Below are 16,693 nucleotides of genomic sequence, written 5' to 3'. Positions count from 1 at the left end.
GAATGCTCCATCCCACAACCCAACCTGCGAGATAAAACATGGAACACGTTCTTCCTCCTCTGCCGTACGCAATGGATGCGCTGGCCCCCGAGTATTCGAAGGAAACGCTGGAGTACCACTACGGCAAGCACCACAACGCCTACGTCGTGAACCTGAACAGCCTGCAGAAGGGCACCGAGTTCGAGAGCATGACGCTGGAAGAAATCGTCAAGAAGTCCAGCGGCGGCATCTACAACAACGCGGCCCAGGTCTGGAACCACACTTTCTTCTGGAACTGCATGAAGCCCGCGGGTGGCGGCGAACCCACCGGCGCGCTGGCCAAGGCGATCGATGCGAAGTGGGGCAGCTACGCCGCTTTCAAGGAAGCCTTCGTGAAGTCTGCCGTGGGCAACTTCGGTTCGGGCTGGACGTGGCTGGTGAAGAAGACCGACGGTTCGGTCGACATCGTCAATACCGGCGCTGCCGGCACGCCGCTGACGACTGCGGACAAGGCGCTCCTGACGGTAGACGTCTGGGAGCATGCTTATTACATCGACTACCGCAACCTGCGCCCCAAGTACGTCGAGACCTTCCTGGCGAAACTCGTGAATTGGGAATTCGCGGCGAAGAATTTCGGCTGATCCGATTTCTCCAATAAAAAAGCCGACGATGGTCGGCTTTTTTTTATTGGACGAGGGCCGGCGCTTCAACGATGGCTTGCAAACAGCTCGCCACCGAGTTTCGATCCTTCCTTGATGCCCTTTCGGGCAAACCAGCCCTGGTTCATTTCGAGCACGAAGCGGACAGGCTCCTTGGAGCAATGCGAGTCGTCGGTCATTGGCTTCATATCTGCCAGCGTCACGATGCGACCATCGTCCGCGACGAAGGCCGCAGTCAAGGGGAGCAGCGTGTTTCTCATCCAGAAGCATTGCGTGGCAGGTTGCTCGAACACGAACACCATGCCTTCGGTCTGAGGCATTTCCTTGCGGAACATGAGGCCGATTTCCCGTTGCCGAGGCGTCTGCGCGACTTGCGCGTCTATCTGGTACATGCCCGCGCTGAGCTTGACGCGCTGAAGATTGGTTTGGGCCTCTTGGGCATGGACAAGGCCCATCAACGAGGCGGAGAGGGCAAACAGGGTGACGAAACGCTGAAACATGGGTCGACTTTCTGGACGGAGCAGCACCAACAGAAATGCCCGCGGGTGCGGGCATGAGCAAATTGCGTTCGAAGCTTACATCGTCTTCGCGAAGGGTGCAGGCAAGAAAAAGGCGTCCTGTGGAACGCCTTTTTCGATGACCGTACGGCCGAATTACTGAGGCGTGCCGCCTTGGGTGCTGCGACGCTTCGGCTTGCCGTCCTTGCCTGGGCGGCGGACGTCGCGCGTTTCAGCGCGCTTTTCACCGGTGGCCGCAGCCTTGTCGGCGCCGATGGCGCCACCTTCGGGCGTCTTGACGATGTCGCCTGCAGGAGCCTTCACCAGACCCGCGGGCTTCTTGGCCTGCTTGGCGGCGGCGGCAGCAGCCGGCTTGCCCTGCGCAGTGGGGTCCACTTCGGCAGGCTTCGTGGTCTGTGCGTAGGCGCCAGCCGCGAAAAGGCCGGCCATGATGACTGCAAGAACTTTGCTCATATTACTGATTCCTCTGTGGAAAAGGGATTGAAAACGCCTCCCGGCCAGCAGAAGGTCAGCCAACAACGGAGCCGGCGTGGCTGTGGTTGACAGATTCTTCAGGCTCCTCCGGTTGCACTAAAATTCTAAGGCTATTCAGGCAGCCGGAAACATAGCGTCTTCCAGCGTCTTATTTCACCGCGGAGCCACAGTCCACATGCCCAGCTATCAGCACATCAAGGTCCCGACCGAAGGACAGAAGATCACGGTCAATCCAGACAACTCTCTGAATGTGCCTGACCAGCCGATCATTCCGTTCATCGAGGGCGATGGCACCGGTCTCGACATCACTCCCGTGATGCTGAAGGTGGTCGACGCGGCAGTGGCCAAGGCCTACGGCGGCAAGAAGAAGATCCACTGGATGGAGGTGTTCGCGGGCGAGAAATCAACCAAGGTCTATGGCCCCGATGTCTGGTTGCCCGAAGAAACGCTGCACGCCGTTCGCGACTATGTCGTCTCGATCAAGGGGCCGCTCACAACGCCCGTCGGCGGCGGCATTCGCTCCCTCAATGTCGCGCTGCGCCAGGAACTCGACCTGTACGTTTGCCTGCGCCCGATCCAGTACTTCGAGGGCGTGCCAAGCCCGGTCAAGGAACCGCACAAGACCAATATGGTGATCTTCCGCGAGAACTCCGAGGATATCTACGCGGGCATCGAGTTCGAAGCGGAAAGCGAAAAGGCCAAGAAACTCATCAAGATCCTGCAGGAAGAATTCGGGGTCAAAAAGATTCGTTTCCCGAATACCTCCGGCATTGGCATCAAGCCGGTATCGCGCGAAGGCACCGAGCGCCTCATGCGCAAGGCGATCCAGTACGCGATCGACAACGACAAGCCCAGCGTCACGATCGTGCACAAGGGCAACATCATGAAATTCACCGAAGGCGGCTTCCGCGATTGGGCCTACGGCCTGGCCGCCAAGGAATTTGGTGCCGAATTGATCGACGGTGGCCCCTGGATGAGGTTCAAGAATCCAAAGACGGGCAAGGAAATCACTGTCAAGGATTCGATTGCTGACGCATTCCTGCAACAGATCCTGCTGCGTCCGGCCGAATACTCGGTGGTCGCGACACTCAATCTGAACGGCGACTACATTTCCGACGCCCTGGCGGCGCAGGTCGGTGGCATCGGTATCGCTCCGGGCGCGAACCTCAGCGATACGGTGGCGATGTTCGAGGCGACCCACGGCACGGCACCGAAGTACGCCGGCAAGGACTATGTCAATCCCGGGTCCGAGATCCTGTCGGCAGAGATGATGCTGCGTCACATGGGTTGGACCGAAGCGGCGGACCTGATCATCAGCTCCATCCAGAAGTCCATCGCCAGCAAGAAGGTCACCTACGATTTTGCGCGTCTGATGGAGGGCGCCACGCAAGTGAGTTGCTCGGGCTTCGGTCAGGTGATGATCGACAACATGTAGAGGCAGGTTCCGGCAGCGTCCGCGAGCCTTCAAGAGCGAAGCCCCGTGCGCCGCAAGGCTGCGGGGCTTTCTTGTTGTCAGGCGTCGCCTGCGCGCGGGCAAGCGGTTTGCATCGACAGCGTGTCTGTTCTTGATCGCATCCGCCTTGAATGTCACAAAGCCGCCACCAGTTGAGCACTGCGGCCAGTGCAACTCGCAATGGCTCGATAAAATGATTTGAATGGCTACCAGAATTCCTTCGACCCCCAAGACGCCGCCGGCCACCAAGCCGCGGCGGGACGACGGCGACGCGGTCGTGCTGGAACGACGTCCGCAGAAGACCGCGCCGCCCCAGATGTTTCAGGTCGTGATGCTGAATGACGACTACACCCCGATGGAGTTCGTCATCGTGGTGATCCAGGAGTTCTTCAACAAGGACCGCGAAACCGCGACGCAGATCATGCTCAAGATCCATCTCGATGGCCGGGGCGTGTGCGGCGTTTACTCGCGGGACATGGCGGCCACCAAGGTCAATCAGGTGATGGAAGCGGCCCACCAGGCCGGGCATCCGTTGCAGTGCATCAGTGAACCGGTTGAATAAATCGCGCTCCAACCCATCTGAGAATCTATTTACAGCAAGGCAAAAGGAAATCACATGATTGCCCAGGAACTGGAAGTCAGCTTGCACATGGCTTTTGTCGAAGCCAGGCAGCAGCGCCACGAGTTCATCACGGTAGAGCACCTGTTGCTCGCCTTGCTGGACAACCCGAGTGCCGCAGAGGTTCTGCGCGCGTGCTCGGCCAACGTCGACGACCTTCGGGCGTCACTCACCAACTTCATCAAGGACAACACGCCGCAGGTGGCGGGTACCGACGATGTCGACACGCAACCCACGCTCGGTTTCCAGCGTGTGATCCAGCGCGCCATCATGCATGTGCAGTCCACCGGCAACGGCAAGAAGGAAGTGACGGGCGCCAACGTGCTGGTCGCGATCTTCGGCGAAAAGGACTCGCACGCGGTCTATTACCTGCATCAACAGGGCGTGACGCGCCTCGACGTCGTGAACTTCATCGCTCACGGCATCAAGAAGAGCGATCCGCCGGAAGCCGCCAAGGGCAGCAGCGAATCGTCTTCGGGCGAAGGTGAAGAGGGTGGCGGCGAGAAGAACGAGAAGGCATCGCCTCTCGAGCAGTTCACCCAGAACCTCAACCAGCTTGCCAAGGAAGGCAAGATCGATCCGCTGATCGGCCGGGAATACGAGGTCGAGCGCGTGATCCAGATCCTGTGCCGTCGGCGCAAGAACAACCCGCTGCTGGTGGGTGAAGCAGGCGTGGGCAAGACGGCGATTGCCGAAGGTCTTGCCTGGCGCATCACCCAGAACGAGGTGCCTGAGATCCTCGCGGAATCCCATGTGTACTCGCTCGACATGGGCGCGTTGCTCGCGGGCACCAAGTACCGCGGGGATTTCGAGCAACGGCTCAAGGGCGTGCTCAAGTCGCTGAAGGACAAGCCGAATGCCATCCTGTTCATCGACGAGATCCACACCCTGATCGGCGCTGGTGCCGCATCGGGCGGCACGCTCGACGCTTCGAACCTGCTCAAGCCGGCCCTGTCCAGTGGCCAGCTCAAGTGCATCGGGGCTACGACCTTCACCGAATACCGCGGCATCTTCGAGAAGGATGCGGCCCTGTCGCGTCGTTTCCAGAAGGTCGACGTGGTCGAGCCGACCGTGCAGGAGACGGTCGACATCCTGAAGGGCCTCAAATCGCGCTTCGAGGAGCATCATGGCGTGAAGTACGGCGTCGCCGCATTGCAGGCTGCCGCGGAATTGAGCGCCAAGTACATCAACGACCGTCATTTGCCCGACAAGGCGATCGACGTGATCGATGAAGCCGGCGCCGCCCAGCGCATTCTTCCCGCGAACAAGCGCAAGAAGACCATCAGCAAGACCGAGGTCGAGGAAATCGTCGCCAAGATCGCGCGCATTCCCCCGGCCAACGTCTCGAACGATGACCGCGGCAAGCTGCAGACCATCGAACGCGACCTGAAGAGCGTCGTGTTCGGCCAGGACAAGGCGCTCGAGGTTCTCGCCTCGGCCGTCAAGATGGCGCGTTCCGGCCTCGGCCGCGAGGACAAGCCGATCGGTTCGTTCCTGTTCAGCGGCCCCACCGGCGTCGGCAAGACCGAAGCGGCCAAGCAGCTCGCCTACATCATGGGCATCGAGCTGATCCGTTTCGACATGTCCGAGTACATGGAGCGCCATGCGGTGAGCCGGCTGATCGGCGCGCCTCCGGGCTACGTTGGTTTCGACCAGGGTGGCCTGCTGACCGAAGCCATTACGAAGAAGCCGCACGCGGTGCTGTTGCTCGACGAGATCGAGAAGGCGCACCCGGACATCTTCAACGTCCTGCTGCAGGTCATGGACCATGGAACGCTGACGGACAACAACGGGCGCAAGGCCGACTTCCGCAACGTCATCATCGTGATGACGACCAATGCGGGTGCCGAGACCATGAACAAGTCGACCATCGGCTTCACCAACCCGCGCCAGGCGGGCGATGAGATGGCCGACATCAAGCGCCTGTTCACACCGGAGTTCCGCAACCGTCTGGATGCGATCGTGAGCTTCAAGGCCCTCGACGAGCAGATCATCCTGCGCGTCGTGGACAAGTTCCTGCTGCAGCTCGAAACGCAGCTTGCCGAGAAGAAGGTCGACGTCACCTTCACCGATGTGCTGCGCAAGCACCTGGCGAAGAAGGGCTTCGACCCCCTGATGGGTGCGCGGCCGATGCAACGGCTGATCCAGGACACGATCCGTCGTGCCTTGGCCGATGAACTGCTCTTCGGCCGTCTGCAAGAGGGCGGCCGGTTGACGGTCGACCTCGACGACAAGGAAGAAGTGCAGCTCGACATTCAGCCACTGCCGAAGAAGGAAGGCCGGGCCAAGCCCGAAGCCGAAGAAGCGGCGGCGGGCTGAAGAGGCTCCACCCGCACCCGCGGGTTTGTCGACTCAAGAGGCCGGTAGCATTGCGCTACCGGCCTTTTTCATTTCCGCACCCTTTTCCTGTCTTCCCTTGATCCTCCCCCAGCTCAGCCCCGAATGGAAGACCGGCCTCTCCCTCGCCTGGAGCGGCTACATCGCAGTGCTTTCCGTGTGGATCGTGATGCAGAAGCGCGCGCCCGTGTCCACGATGAGCTGGATCCTCTCGCTGGCGCTGCTGCCATTTGCGGGCTTCGTCATCTATTACTTCCTGGGGCCCCAGCGTCTGAAGAAGCAGCGCTTGAGACGCTTGCGCAGCCGCGCCAGTGCCCAGGCGCCCGCTGACCTGTCGGCGCTGCGCGAGGCGGCCGAGCGTGCACCCCCCACATTGCGCCAGATGGCTGCGCTCGGCACTGCGGCCTGCGGTCTGCCGGTGTCGAGCGCGACCTCGGCCGAGCTGCTTTCCGGCGGCGCCCGCACCTTCGACGCGATCTTCGAGGCGATCCGCCAGGCCCGCGACCACGTGCACCTCGAGTACTACATCTTCGAGCCCGACAAGATCGGCACGGCGCTGCGCGACCTGCTGGTCGAGCGTGCGAAGCAGGGCGTCACCGTGCGCCTGCTGCTGGACGCGCTCGGCTCCAAGCGCATCGGCCGCAAGTTCATGGCGCCCATGCGCGCCGCCGGCATTCATGTCGGGCTCTTTCACGAGACCCGCATCGGAAGGCGGCTTCGTCCGGTGACGAACTACCGCACGCACCGCAAGATCGTCGTGTGCGACGGCCGCGTCGGCTTCACCGGCGGCGTCAACATCACCGACGAGGAAGACAGGCGCACACGCGCCGATGCCTATCATGATGTCCACCTGCGCATCGAAGGCAGCGCTGTGCGCTGGCTGCAGACGACCTTTCTCGAAGACTGGACCTATGCGACCGGCGAAGACCCGCGCCAGATGAATACCGCCTTCGACGACTTGCTGCCGCGCCTGCCGGCCCATGAGGGCGCGGGCGACATCCCGGTGCAGATCGTCACCAGCGGGCCCGACAGCGCGCTCGAGGCCATCCACCGCATGCACGTGGAGGCCATTCACTCGGCGGTGGACCGGGCCTGGCTCACCACCCCCTACTTCGTGCCCGGCGAGCCCGCGCTGATGGCGCTGACCAGCGCGGCGCTGCGTGGCGTCGACGTGCGATTGCTCGTGCCAAGGCGCAGCGATTCAATGATCGTCAGCGCCGCGGCGCGCTCCTACTACGACGAACTCATCGCCGCCGGCGCCAAGATCTGGGAGTACAAGGCTCGCATGCTGCACTCCAAGACACTGGTGGTGGACGACCACTGCGCGATGATCGGCACCGCCAATTTCGACAATCGCAGCTTCCGGCTCAACTTCGAGGTGTGCGCCGTGATCTACGGCCCCGCGCTCGCCATGCCGCTTGCAGCGCAGTTCGAAACCGACCTCCAGAGTTCTTCCCCGGTGCGGGCCAATCGGCGGCAGCACTTCCTGCCGCGCTTCGGCGATGCGGCGGCCCGTTTGTTTTCCCCTTTGCTCTGACCATGTCTGCTCACACCTTCCTCTGGCACGACTACGAGACCTTCGGTGCCGTGCCGCGCCGCGACCGGCCCTCGCAGTTCGCCGCCATCCGCACCGATGCCGAACTCAACGAAATCGGCCAGCCGCTGATGATCTACTGCAAGCCGGCCCCCGATTACCTGCCAAGCCCGCAGGCCTGCCTGATCACCGGTATCACGCCGCAGCTGTGCCTGGAGCGCGGCATTGCGGAACACGCCTTCGCCGCGCAGATCGAGCAGGCCTTCTCGCAGCCCGGCACCATCGGCGTGGGCTACAACACCATCCGTTTCGACGACGAGGTGACTCGTTTCCTGTTCTGGCGCAGCCTCATCGACCCCTACGCGCGCGAGTGGCAGAACGAATGCGGCCGGTGGGACCTGCTCGATGTCGTGCGGCTCACCTACGCGCTGCGCCCCGACGGTATCGTCTGGCCGAAGAAGGAGGACGGCAGCCAGAGCTTCAAGCTCGGCGACCTCGCGCGCGCCAACGGGCTGCTGCACGAGTCGGCCCATGACGCCCTGTCGGACGTGCGCGCCACCATTGCGCTCGCGCGTCTGATTCGCGACAAGCAGCCCAAGCTCTTCGACTTTGCATTCGGCCTGCACCGCAAGGACCGCGTCGCCAGCGAACTCGGCCTGCCCGCCACGCGCGACACCGCGCGGCCCTTCCTCCACGTGTCGGGCATGTTCCCCGCGGAGCGCGGATGCCTCGCCGTCATGTGGCCGCTCGCCACCCATCCGACCAACAAGAACGAGTTGCTCGCCTGGGACCTGGCGCACGATCCGAGCGAGCTGCGCGACCTGGACGTGGAGACGCTGCGCCTGCGCCTGTTCACGCGCAGCGCCGATCTGCCCGAGGGCGTCGCGCGCCTGCCCATCAAGGGCGTGCACCTGAACAAGTCGCCGATGGTGGTCGGCAATCTCAAGACGCTCGCGCCGGCCATGGCCACGCGCTGGGGCATCGATCTCGAGGCCGCCATGCGCAATGCCACCATCGCCGCCGCGCTGCCCGACATGAGCGCCATCTGGCCGCGGGTGTACGAGCGGCCCAGGGAAGCCGCGCCGGACGTCGACGAGGACCTCTACGGCGGCTTCGTCGGCAACGGCGATCGCCGCCGGCTGACGCAGCTGCGTGCGCTCTCTCCGGCGGAGCTCGCGAAGGCGCGCACCGGCTTCGACGACCCGCGCCTCGAAGAGCTGCTTTTCCGCTATCGCGCGCGCAATTTCTCCGACACACTGGCAGAGGAAGAACAGGAGCGCTGGGAAGCGCATCGCGTGGCGCGGTTGCTCGAAGGTGAGGGTGGCGCGCGGAATGTCGACGCGCTCTTTGCCGAGATCGATATGCTGGCCGAGACGGCCGACGAGCGCGGGGAAGAGATTCTCGGGGCGCTCTACGAATACGCAGAGGCCATCGCGCCGACGGTCTGATTCCGCAACGCACGGAGAAACGCCATGATCCTCGTGACCGGCAGCATTCTCGCCAGGCCCGACAGCCTGGACCAGGTTCTTGCAATGAGCCTCGATCATGTCCGACGCTCGCGCGCCGAGCCGGGTTGCGTCTCGCATGCCGTGCATCAGGATGTCGAGAATCCCCTGCGCCTGGTCTTCGTCGAGCGATGGGCCGACCGCGTGTCGCTGATGGCGCATTTCGGCGTGCCGGATTCACGCGCCTTCGCCAGGGCCGCCGGTGCGCTGTCGGCCCAGCCACCCACGGTCGAAGTCTACGAGGCCCAGCCGTTGGAGCTTTGAATGCCGGGGCCTGTGCCGCCTGCCGGCCGCCGACGCGCGCGTCAGTTCGAGGACTTGCCGACGGAGCGAATGAAGTCGTCCACAGCCGCGGTGTAGGGGGTCGGCAGCCCGAGTTCGCCATCGATCTGCGCATGCGACAGATCCTGGGGCAGGAGGTCCGCGCGCCCGCCGGCGGCCGCGACGCGTTGCGCGAACCGTTGCGCCTGCGCGCAGGAGCCATCGCGCCGCTGCGTCGAGCAGACCAGCAGCATCGGCGGGGCGCCCGGCGCGAGCGTGTCGGTCGGCGACACGGCGCGCCAGAAGGCCGGATCGGCGCCGAACACCCGGTCGTAGAAGGGCAGGTGCCGCCGCGCCATCAGCGCCGCGGTGTCGAGGGCGGCGCTGTCGAGCGCCACGGTGCCGAGCCAAGGCCGCGCGCCCTGCTGCCGCGCGATGGTGGGCGAGGCGCTCAGCAGCGCGACCAGATGCGCGCCCGCCGAATGCCCCATCAGCACGAACCTCGTCGCGTCGCCGCCCCATGACGCGGCGCTCGCCTGCGCGACGGCCAGCGCGCGCGCCACGTCCTGCGCCTGCTGCAGCGGATCGACCGAAGGGACGAAGCGGTACGCCACGGAGACCAGGATGAAGCCCCGGTCGCGCACCCAGTGCTCGATCTTGAGGCCCACCACCGAGGGCGCGGCCTTGTTCCCGAACATCCAGGCGCCGCCATGCACCATCATCAGCACGGGTGCATGTCCGGTGCCGGCGTTCGGCGGCAGGTAGACGTCCATGCGCTGTTGCCCGTCGGGGCCGTAGGGGACATCGGCAAGCCTGCGCACGCCCGGCACCTGCTGAGCCAGCGCGGGCAGCGAGGCAAGCCACAGCGCAAGGAAGAGAAGCCGAACCAGTGTCTTCATGAGGATGCCTCCGGTGGACCCCGCAAGGTCCTGATTCTGGCTCGCCAGCCGCTGGCGCGCTCCAGGTCGCGGGCCGGGCCTCCTCAGGCCTTCGCCGTCATCCACGCCGTCCGGTCGACACGGCCCGGCAGATGCAGCGCGGCCGTGGCCGGCGGCGTCTCCGCCAGCAGCCTGCCGCGGCGAAACACCTTGAGCCGCGTCGCGCGCAGCCGGATTGCCTCCACCGGATCGCGCGCCTGCAGCAGCACGAAGCTCGCGTCGCAGCCGGCTTCCAGCCCGTAGCCTTCCAGGTGGAACACCCTGGCCGCATTGACCGTGACCGCGTCGAAGCACTGGCGAATGCCGCGCTGGCTGGTCATCTGCGCCACGTGCAGGCCCATGTGGGCGACCTCCAGCATGTCGCCCGAACCCATGCCGTACCACGGGTCCATCACGCAGTCGTGCCCGAAGGCGACGTTCACGCCCTGCGCCATCAGCTCGGGCACGCGCGTCATGCCGCGGCGCTTGGGGTAGCTGTCGTGGCGCCCCTGCAGCGTGATGTTGATCAGCGGGTTCGCGACCACGCCGACGCCGCTTTCGGCGATCAGCGGCAGCAGCTTGCTCACGTAGTAGTTGTCCATCGAGTGCATCGAGGTGCAGTGCGAGCCCGTCACGCGGCCCTGCAGGCCGAGGCGCTGCGTCTCGAAGGCCAGCGTCTCGATGTGGCGCGAGAGTGGATCGTCCGATTCGTCGCAGTGCATGTCGACCAGCTTGCCGCGCTCGGCCGCGATCTCGCACAGCAGCTTCACGCTGGCCGCGCCATCGGCCATGGTGCGCTCGAAGTGCGGAATGCCGCCGACCACCTCCACGCCCTTGTCGAGCGCGCGCTGGAGGTTGTCGATGCCGCCGGGCGAGCGCAGCACGCCGTCCTGCGGGAAGGCGACCAGTTGCAGGTCGAGGTAGGGCGCCACGCGCCGCTTCACCTCCAGCAGCGCGTCGACCGCCAGCAGCCGCGGGTCGCTGGTGTCGACGTGGCTGCGGATGGCGAGCAGGCCCTTGCCCACGGCCCAGTCGCAGTAGGCGAGCGCGCGTTCGATCAAGGCCTCGGCCGTCAGCAGCGGCTTGAGTTCGCCCCACAGCGCGATGCCTTCCAGCAGCGTGCCGCTTTCGTTGACGCGCGGCATGCCGTAGCTGAGCGTCGCGTCCATGTGGAAATGGGGATCGACGAAATGCGGCGCGACGAGCAGGCCACCGGCATCGAGCCTTGCGTTGGCCGGCGCGTCGAGCCCCGCCGTCACTTCGGCGATGCGGCCGTCCTGCACGGCGATCGACATGCCGGCGCGGCCGTCGGGGAGGGTGGCGTTGTGGACGAGAAGGTCGAGCATGGCGTGTTCCAGTGAGGCCGCCGCCGCGGCGACAGGCTTGGCGTCCGCCTTTGCGGCGGGGCTTCATGAGGGCGGGGGACAGTTGGCCTCGGCCACTTCAGCGCCTTGCGCCGGGCTCCCCGCCGGATTCTCCACCTCGTTGAAATGAATCTACTTGGTGCCGAAGATCCGGTCGCCCGCGTCGCCCAGCCCCGGCAGGATGTAGCCGTGGCTGTTGAGTTCGCGGTCGATGGCGGCGGTGTAGATCGGCACATCCGGGTGCGCGTCCTGCATGTTCTTGATGCCTTCGGGGCAGGTCAGCAGGCAGACGAACTTGATCGACTTCGGGTTGAGTTCCTTCAGGCGCTCCACCGCCGCGACCGCCGAATTGCCCGTGGCCAGCATCGGGTCGACCACGATCACGTCGCGCTCCTCCATGCCGCCGGGCATCTTGAAGTAGTACTCGACCGCGGTCAGCGTCTTCGGGTCGCGGTACAGGCCGATGTGGCCCACGCGCGCGCCGGGCACCACGCTCAGCATGCCGTCCAGGATGCCGGTGCCCGCCCGCAGGATCGACACCAGCACCAGCTTCTTGCCGTCGATCACCTTGGCATTCATCGTCTCCAGGGGCGTCTGGACCACGATGTCCTGCATCGGCATGTCGCGCGTGACCTCGTAGGCCATCAGCATGCTGATCTCGTTGAGCAGGCGGCGGAAACTGTTGGTGCTGGCCTCCTGGCGGCGCATCAGCGTGAGCTTGTGCTGGACGAGGGGATGGTCGAGGAGGTGGACGTTGCTGCTCATGAGGTGATCGGGAAGAACGGAAAAAGAAAGGAGTCTAGAAGACTAGAACACGGTACCGTCGCTCTCGATGCGCAAGGGAGGCGCACCGTCGCGCAAGCGCTGTGCCAGCGTGCGTCCCGCGGCCCAGGTGCCGCCTTCCAGCACACGCGCCAGCGGCAGTTCCTCGGCGCTGCGCCCGAGCGCCTCGCGCACGCGCGGCGCCAGTTCGTCGAGCAGCGCCACCGTCAGCGCGCGCCATTCGACGATGAACTCGTCGCCCGTCTTCCATGTGCGCTCCAGGAAGGCCGGGTCCCGGGGCACGATCACGCCGCTGTCGATCAGGAGCCCGCCGTTGCGGTATTCGGGCAGGCCAGTCAGCGCTTCGACATGGCGCACCTTCACGCCGGCCCACTCGAAGGGCTCGAGCAGCGAATAGGTCAGCCACTGCGACAGCTTGTGGAAGGGCATCCAGCCGTTGGTCAGGCCGGGGCCCTGCACGGCGCTGTGGCGCCAGCAGTCGCCGAGCGCCAGATCGGGGTCCCCCGAGCCGATGGCGCCGGCCATGTCGCTGCCGTCCACCGCGATGCTGTCGATGGCGTTGGCGGCGGGCCAGATGCGCGAGAGGGTGTCGAGGAGCAGGGAGAGGATCTCGTGCGCCGTCACCTCGGCCGTGGGCGGCGCGGCCGGCCCGTAGGGGCCGACCAGGGCATCGAAGAGCCCGCCCGGCCGGCCGTCCTGGCCGAAGGACTCCGGCTGCTCGTGCATCGCCTCGCCGAGCCGGCGCAACAGCATCGCGCGGCCGGCGAGTCCGACCAGCGGATTGACGCGATTGACCTGGAAGGCGTCTCCCAGGCGGTCCGTCACGAGGGCGCGCAGCCCGGCGGCATCGGCTTGCAGCGGGCGGTCCGGGTCGGACGAGAAGAGGCCGCTGGTGAAGGCGTGAAAGCTGGCCACGCCCAGTCCTTCGGAGCGCGTGAAGCGCTTGCCGCTGGCTGCTTCGCTGTAGTGCCAGTCGGGGCCGGCGCCGGCATCCAGCAGCACGCTGACCAGCACCAGGTCGATGTGCGCGCGCGCCCGCTGCCGGACGTCCACCTTGCCGAGCAGTTCGTCGAGTTCCGCGAGGCGGTCCACGCCGCCGGCCTCGAAATGGCGCCAGCGGCTGTGGTACGGGATGCGTCCCTTGGGGTAGCGCTCGCGCGTGACCTCGGCGACCGTCCCCGCGGTGTCGTCGAGCGTGACGTTGTCGCCGATGGTGAACCACCGCGACTCGTCCCGGCGCGCGCGCGCCAGCAAGGCGGCGGCGCGTTCGCGCACGGCCTGCGTGGTACGCAGCAAGGCCGCCGCGCCTGCCGGCTGCGTCGCATCCGGCACGAATTCGAGTTCGGGGTCGACATGGCCCTCGGCATCCGCGCTGCGCACGGCCGGATTGGCCGTCGGCCGCTCGGGGTCCAGCCCGTAGTTGTCCTTGCTCATCCGGCTCTCCCTATGGTTGTCGTTTCGTGTTCGGCGCGCACCCGGGCCCGGGCGGCATTCATTGATCGAGCTTCCGGCCCTTGGCCTTCTTCAGTTCCTCGGCGTCCGGCACCGCGCCCGGCGTGAAGTAGCCGGCCGCCATCTTGGCATCCATCTCGACGCGGGCATCGGCGGGAATCAGTTCATCCGGAATGTTCACGCGCGTGCCGATCTCGATGCCCGAGCCCGTGATGGCGTCGAACTTCATGTTGCTCATCGACACCAGCCGGTGGATCTTGCGGATGCCGAGCCAGTGGAACACGTCGGGCATCAGCTCCTGGAAGCGCATGTCCTGCACGCCCGCCACGCACTCGGTGCGCGCGAAGTACTGGTCGGCCGTGTCGCCGCCCACCTGGCGCTTGCGCGCGTTGTAGACCAGGAACTTGGTGACCTCGCCGAGCGCGCGGCCTTCCTTGCGCGAGTAGGCGATGAGCCCGACGCCGCCGCGCTGCGCGCCCTGGATGCATTCCTCGATCGCGTGCGTGAGGTAGGGGCGGCAGGTGCAGATGTCGGAGCCGAACACGTCGGAGCCGTTGCACTCGTCGTGGATGCGCGCCGTCAGCTCGACCTCCGGATTGGCGAGGTCGCGCGCGTTGCCGAAGATGTAGAGCGTCTGGCCGCCGATGGGCGGCAGGAAGACCTCGAGGTCGGAGCGCGTCACCAGCTCGGGGTACATGCCGCCGGTTTCCTCGAAGAGCACGCGGCGCAGGTCGGTTTCCGAGCAGCCGAAGCGCTTGGCCACCTCGGGCAGGTACCACACGGGCTCGATGGCCGCCTTGGTGACCATGGCCGCGCCGCCGGCCGTGAGGAACTTGCCGTCGGCCTTGAGCCGGCCGCTCTGCAGCGCCTCGATCACCTCGGGCAGGATCACATGCGCCTTGGTGATGGCGATGGTGGGACGGATGTCGTAGCCGGCCGCCAGCTCGGCGGAGAAGGCATCGGCCACCAGCGCGCCCCAGGGGTCGAGCGAGACGATGCGGCCGGGCTCGCTCCACTGCGGGTAGGGCCCGATCGCGTCCGTGGGCGAGGTGTTGGTCAGGTCGGCCTTGTGGTGTGGCGAGAGCGCGCCCGAGGCCACGGCCAGCGCGCGATACACGCTGTAGGAGCCGCTGTGCGTGCCGATGACATTGCGGTGGGCGCGCTTGGTGGTGGTGCCGACCACCGGCCCGCGCTCGGTCGCCGTGGCGGCGCTCCACTGGATGGGCAGCGCGCCGAAGCCGCCCGCGTGCGAAGTCAGTCGGATGTGGCTGCGCTGGGGCAGGCTGCCCGGGTAGACCGGCGGGATCGAGACAGCCTCGGGCAGTGAGAGGGGGGCTGAGGGCTCGGGAAGAGGCGCTTGGGACTCCGGCAACTCCGGGGGATTCGGGGAAAGCGACGTTGAAGAAGGAGTCGGAACGGTGTCTAAAGACATTGCGGGCCCTCAAAAAACACAATGTACCGATGGCTCCCTGAACTGGCAAGGCAAGGCGCATGCCAGTCGCCTGAATGCCACGCCTGCTGACGCCGCCCTGCGCGCACGCGGAAGCACGCGGAGCACGCGGCACAATCCGCCGGACTTCTTTATCTGGATCTGCTGTAACCGGCCGGAGCGAAACCCCGAATGACCAAAGGCAGCCCCATGGCAAGGAGCGACGCCGAGCTGCTGCTGCACGACCTGTTCGTTCGCGGCCTCGACGGCGACGCCGCGGCCTACCGCGAGTTCCTGCGCAAGCTGGGCGCGCATTTGCGCGCGTTCCTTGCCAGGCGCTTGTTCGGCTGGCCCGATGAAGTCGAAGACCTTGTCCAGGAATGCCTGCTCGCCATGCACAACCAGCGCCACACCTACCAGCCCGACCAGCCCCTGACGGCATGGGTGCACGCGATTGCGCGCTACAAGATGATCGACCTGCTGCGCGCCAAGGCCGGCCGCGAGGCGCTGCATGACCCGCTGGACGACGACCTCGCCGTCTTCGCCGAATCGGCCACCGAGGCCAGCGATGCGCGCCGCGACCTGGACGGCCTGCTCCAGACGCTGCCCGACCGCCACCGCCTGCCGATCATGCACGTCAAGATCGAGGGCATGTCGGTGGCCGAGACGGCGCGCCTGACGGGCATGTCGGAATCGGCCGTCAAGATCGGCATCCATCGCGGCCTCAAGGCGCTGGCGTCGAAGATCAAGGAGGCCTCCCTGTGAAGACGGACGATCTGGTGTCCCTGCTGGCGGCCGATGCGGTGCCGGTGCCGCGCGGTGCCGCTTCGCGGCGGCTCGTGGTGGCGTTGCTGATCGGCCTGCCGCTGTCCTTCGCCTGGATGATTCATGCGCACGGCATCCGGCCCGATCTGATCCAGGCCATGTTCTGGCCGATGTTCTGGCTGAAGCTGGTGCTTCCGGCCTGCGTGGGAATCGCCGGCTTCGTGATGGCGCAGCGCCTGGCGCGGCCCGGCGCGCGTGTGCGCAAGGCGTGGCTGGGCCTGGCGGTGCCGCTGGCGCTGATCTGGGGGCTGGCGCTGGTGGTCCTGTTTCTTGCTCCCGCGGCCGAGCGGCCGGTCCTGGTCCTGGGGCAGACCTGGCGCGTGTGTACCTTCAACATCGCCGTGATCTCGGTGCCGGTCTTCGTGGCCGCGCTGGCGGCGTTGAAGAGCCTGGCACCGACGCGTCCCGCGCTGGCGGGCGCGGCGGCGGGCGCCATGGCTGGCGGCGCGGCGGGTGCGGTCTACGCTTTGCATTGCGTGGAGCTGGCGGCGCCTTTCCTGGCCATCTGGTACGCCGCCGGCATCGCGGTGCCGATGCTGGCCGGCGCGGCCATCGGGCATCGGCTGCTGCGCTGGTGAGGCCAT

Annotated in this window: 16 protein-coding genes; 9 read left to right on the top strand and 7 right to left on the bottom strand. The window is 65.9% G+C overall.

Annotated features, from left to right (window positions below):
* The first annotated feature begins 38 nt into the window (after positions 1-38).
* Entirely contained in the window at positions 39-620 is a 582-nt protein-coding gene (locus AC1DNF_RS09645; RefSeq protein WP_478148353.1) for a superoxide dismutase, read from the top strand.
* A gap of 65 nt (positions 621-685) precedes the next feature.
* Here AC1DNF_RS09645 and AC1DNF_RS09640 read toward each other — a convergent pair whose 3' ends face one another.
* A complete protein-coding gene (locus tag AC1DNF_RS09640; RefSeq protein ID WP_478148352.1) occupies positions 686-1,138 on the bottom strand; it encodes a DUF192 domain-containing protein in 453 nt (150 codons plus the stop codon).
* Positions 1,139-1,291: 153 nt separating this feature from the next.
* Positions 1,292-1,609, bottom strand: coding sequence for a cell envelope biogenesis protein TolA (locus AC1DNF_RS09635; RefSeq protein WP_478148351.1), 318 nt, complete (start codon positions 1,607-1,609; stop codon positions 1,292-1,294).
* Between the two features lie 196 nt (positions 1,610-1,805).
* Here AC1DNF_RS09635 and icd point away from each other — a divergent pair, with 196 nt between their 5' ends.
* The 6 genes from icd to AC1DNF_RS09605 all read left to right on the top strand — a co-directional run bounded on the left by icd (position 1,806) and on the right by AC1DNF_RS09605 (position 9,342).
* Positions 1,806-3,065, top strand: coding sequence for an NADP-dependent isocitrate dehydrogenase (icd, locus tag AC1DNF_RS09630; RefSeq protein WP_478148350.1), 1,260 nt, complete (start codon positions 1,806-1,808; stop codon positions 3,063-3,065).
* A 220-nt stretch (positions 3,066-3,285) separates the two neighbouring features.
* Complete coding sequence (gene clpS, locus AC1DNF_RS09625; RefSeq protein WP_478148349.1) at positions 3,286-3,645, top strand: ATP-dependent Clp protease adapter ClpS; 360 nt, start codon at positions 3,286-3,288, stop codon at positions 3,643-3,645.
* Positions 3,646-3,699: 54 nt separating this feature from the next.
* The gene (clpA, locus tag AC1DNF_RS09620; protein ID WP_478148348.1) at positions 3,700-6,021 is read left to right on the top strand and encodes an ATP-dependent Clp protease ATP-binding subunit ClpA; all 2,322 of its coding nucleotides are present in this window, start codon (positions 3,700-3,702) and stop codon (positions 6,019-6,021) included.
* Positions 6,022-6,118: 97 nt separating this feature from the next.
* Positions 6,119-7,576 carry a cardiolipin synthase gene (cls, locus tag AC1DNF_RS09615; RefSeq protein WP_478148347.1) on the top strand — a complete coding sequence of 486 codons (1,458 nt, stop codon included), beginning with the start codon at positions 6,119-6,121 and terminating at the stop codon, positions 7,574-7,576.
* Positions 7,577-7,578: 2 nt separating this feature from the next.
* Positions 7,579-9,021 carry an exodeoxyribonuclease I gene (gene sbcB / locus AC1DNF_RS09610; RefSeq protein ID WP_478148346.1) on the top strand — a complete coding sequence of 481 codons (1,443 nt, stop codon included), beginning with the start codon at positions 7,579-7,581 and terminating at the stop codon, positions 9,019-9,021.
* A 24-nt stretch (positions 9,022-9,045) separates the two neighbouring features.
* Positions 9,046-9,342 carry a putative quinol monooxygenase gene (locus AC1DNF_RS09605; protein ID WP_478148345.1) on the top strand — a complete coding sequence of 99 codons (297 nt, stop codon included), beginning with the start codon at positions 9,046-9,048 and terminating at the stop codon, positions 9,340-9,342.
* A gap of 41 nt (positions 9,343-9,383) precedes the next feature.
* Here AC1DNF_RS09605 and AC1DNF_RS09600 read toward each other — a convergent pair whose 3' ends face one another.
* The 5 genes from AC1DNF_RS09600 to AC1DNF_RS09580 all read right to left on the bottom strand — a co-directional run bounded on the left by AC1DNF_RS09600 (position 9,384) and on the right by AC1DNF_RS09580 (position 15,287).
* Positions 9,384-10,238: an alpha/beta hydrolase gene (locus AC1DNF_RS09600; protein ID WP_478148344.1), complete on the bottom strand. Its 855-nt coding sequence runs from the start codon at positions 10,236-10,238 to the stop codon at positions 9,384-9,386.
* Positions 10,239-10,321: 83 nt separating this feature from the next.
* Complete coding sequence (locus AC1DNF_RS09595; RefSeq protein WP_478148343.1) at positions 10,322-11,602, bottom strand: amidohydrolase family protein; 1,281 nt, start codon at positions 11,600-11,602, stop codon at positions 10,322-10,324.
* 150 nt (positions 11,603-11,752) lie between these two features.
* On the bottom strand, positions 11,753-12,385 hold the full coding sequence (upp, locus tag AC1DNF_RS09590) for a uracil phosphoribosyltransferase (RefSeq protein WP_478148342.1): 633 nt from the start codon (positions 12,383-12,385) through the stop codon (positions 11,753-11,755).
* 42 nt (positions 12,386-12,427) lie between these two features.
* Complete coding sequence (locus tag AC1DNF_RS09585; protein ID WP_478148341.1) at positions 12,428-13,837, bottom strand: URC4/urg3 family protein; 1,410 nt, start codon at positions 13,835-13,837, stop codon at positions 12,428-12,430.
* Between the two features lie 58 nt (positions 13,838-13,895).
* The gene (locus tag AC1DNF_RS09580) at positions 13,896-15,287 is read right to left on the bottom strand and encodes a GTP cyclohydrolase II (protein WP_478148340.1); all 1,392 of its coding nucleotides are present in this window, start codon (positions 15,285-15,287) and stop codon (positions 13,896-13,898) included.
* A gap of 207 nt (positions 15,288-15,494) precedes the next feature.
* Here AC1DNF_RS09580 and AC1DNF_RS09575 point away from each other — a divergent pair, with 207 nt between their 5' ends.
* Positions 15,495-16,049 (top strand): sigma-70 family RNA polymerase sigma factor, encoded by a 555-nt coding sequence (locus tag AC1DNF_RS09575; RefSeq protein WP_478148339.1) that lies wholly within the window; start codon positions 15,495-15,497, stop codon positions 16,047-16,049.
* Positions 16,046-16,687, top strand: coding sequence for an NrsF family protein (locus tag AC1DNF_RS09570; protein ID WP_478148338.1), 642 nt, complete (start codon positions 16,046-16,048; stop codon positions 16,685-16,687). The genes AC1DNF_RS09575 and AC1DNF_RS09570 overlap by 4 nt, the downstream gene beginning before the upstream one ends.
* Positions 16,688-16,693: the final 6 nt, after the last annotated feature.

It is taken from the genome of Variovorax sp. 01T432, assembly GCF_056398605.1.
Note: the sequence above shows the minus strand (reverse complement) of the source record. Positions and strands in the feature narration are given on the sequence as shown.

Bases quoted from the DNA above. Each gene is read 5' to 3' on its own strand.
- AC1DNF_RS09595 (WP_478148343.1), bottom strand. From the start codon at position 11,602: ATGCTCGACCTTCTCGTCCACAACGCCACCCTCCCCGACGGCCGCGCC.
- AC1DNF_RS09580 (WP_478148340.1), bottom strand. From the start codon at position 15,287: ATGTCTTTAGACACCGTTCCGACTCCTTCTTCAACGTCGCTTTCCCCG.
- AC1DNF_RS09640 (WP_478148352.1), bottom strand. From the start codon at position 1,138: ATGTTTCAGCGTTTCGTCACCCTGTTTGCCCTCTCCGCCTCGTTGATG.
- AC1DNF_RS09585 (WP_478148341.1), bottom strand. From the start codon at position 13,837: ATGAGCAAGGACAACTACGGGCTGGACCCCGAGCGGCCGACGGCCAAT.
- AC1DNF_RS09600 (WP_478148344.1), bottom strand. From the start codon at position 10,238: ATGAAGACACTGGTTCGGCTTCTCTTCCTTGCGCTGTGGCTTGCCTCG.
- AC1DNF_RS09645 (WP_478148353.1), top strand. From the start codon at position 39: ATGGAACACGTTCTTCCTCCTCTGCCGTACGCAATGGATGCGCTGGCC.
- AC1DNF_RS09575 (WP_478148339.1), top strand. From the start codon at position 15,495: ATGGCAAGGAGCGACGCCGAGCTGCTGCTGCACGACCTGTTCGTTCGC.
- sbcB (WP_478148346.1), top strand. From the start codon at position 7,579: ATGTCTGCTCACACCTTCCTCTGGCACGACTACGAGACCTTCGGTGCC.
- clpA (WP_478148348.1), top strand. From the start codon at position 3,700: ATGATTGCCCAGGAACTGGAAGTCAGCTTGCACATGGCTTTTGTCGAA.
- upp (WP_478148342.1), bottom strand. From the start codon at position 12,385: ATGAGCAGCAACGTCCACCTCCTCGACCATCCCCTCGTCCAGCACAAG.
- clpS (WP_478148349.1), top strand. From the start codon at position 3,286: ATGGCTACCAGAATTCCTTCGACCCCCAAGACGCCGCCGGCCACCAAG.
- icd (WP_478148350.1), top strand. From the start codon at position 1,806: ATGCCCAGCTATCAGCACATCAAGGTCCCGACCGAAGGACAGAAGATC.
- AC1DNF_RS09605 (WP_478148345.1), top strand. From the start codon at position 9,046: ATGATCCTCGTGACCGGCAGCATTCTCGCCAGGCCCGACAGCCTGGAC.
- AC1DNF_RS09635 (WP_478148351.1), bottom strand. From the start codon at position 1,609: ATGAGCAAAGTTCTTGCAGTCATCATGGCCGGCCTTTTCGCGGCTGGC.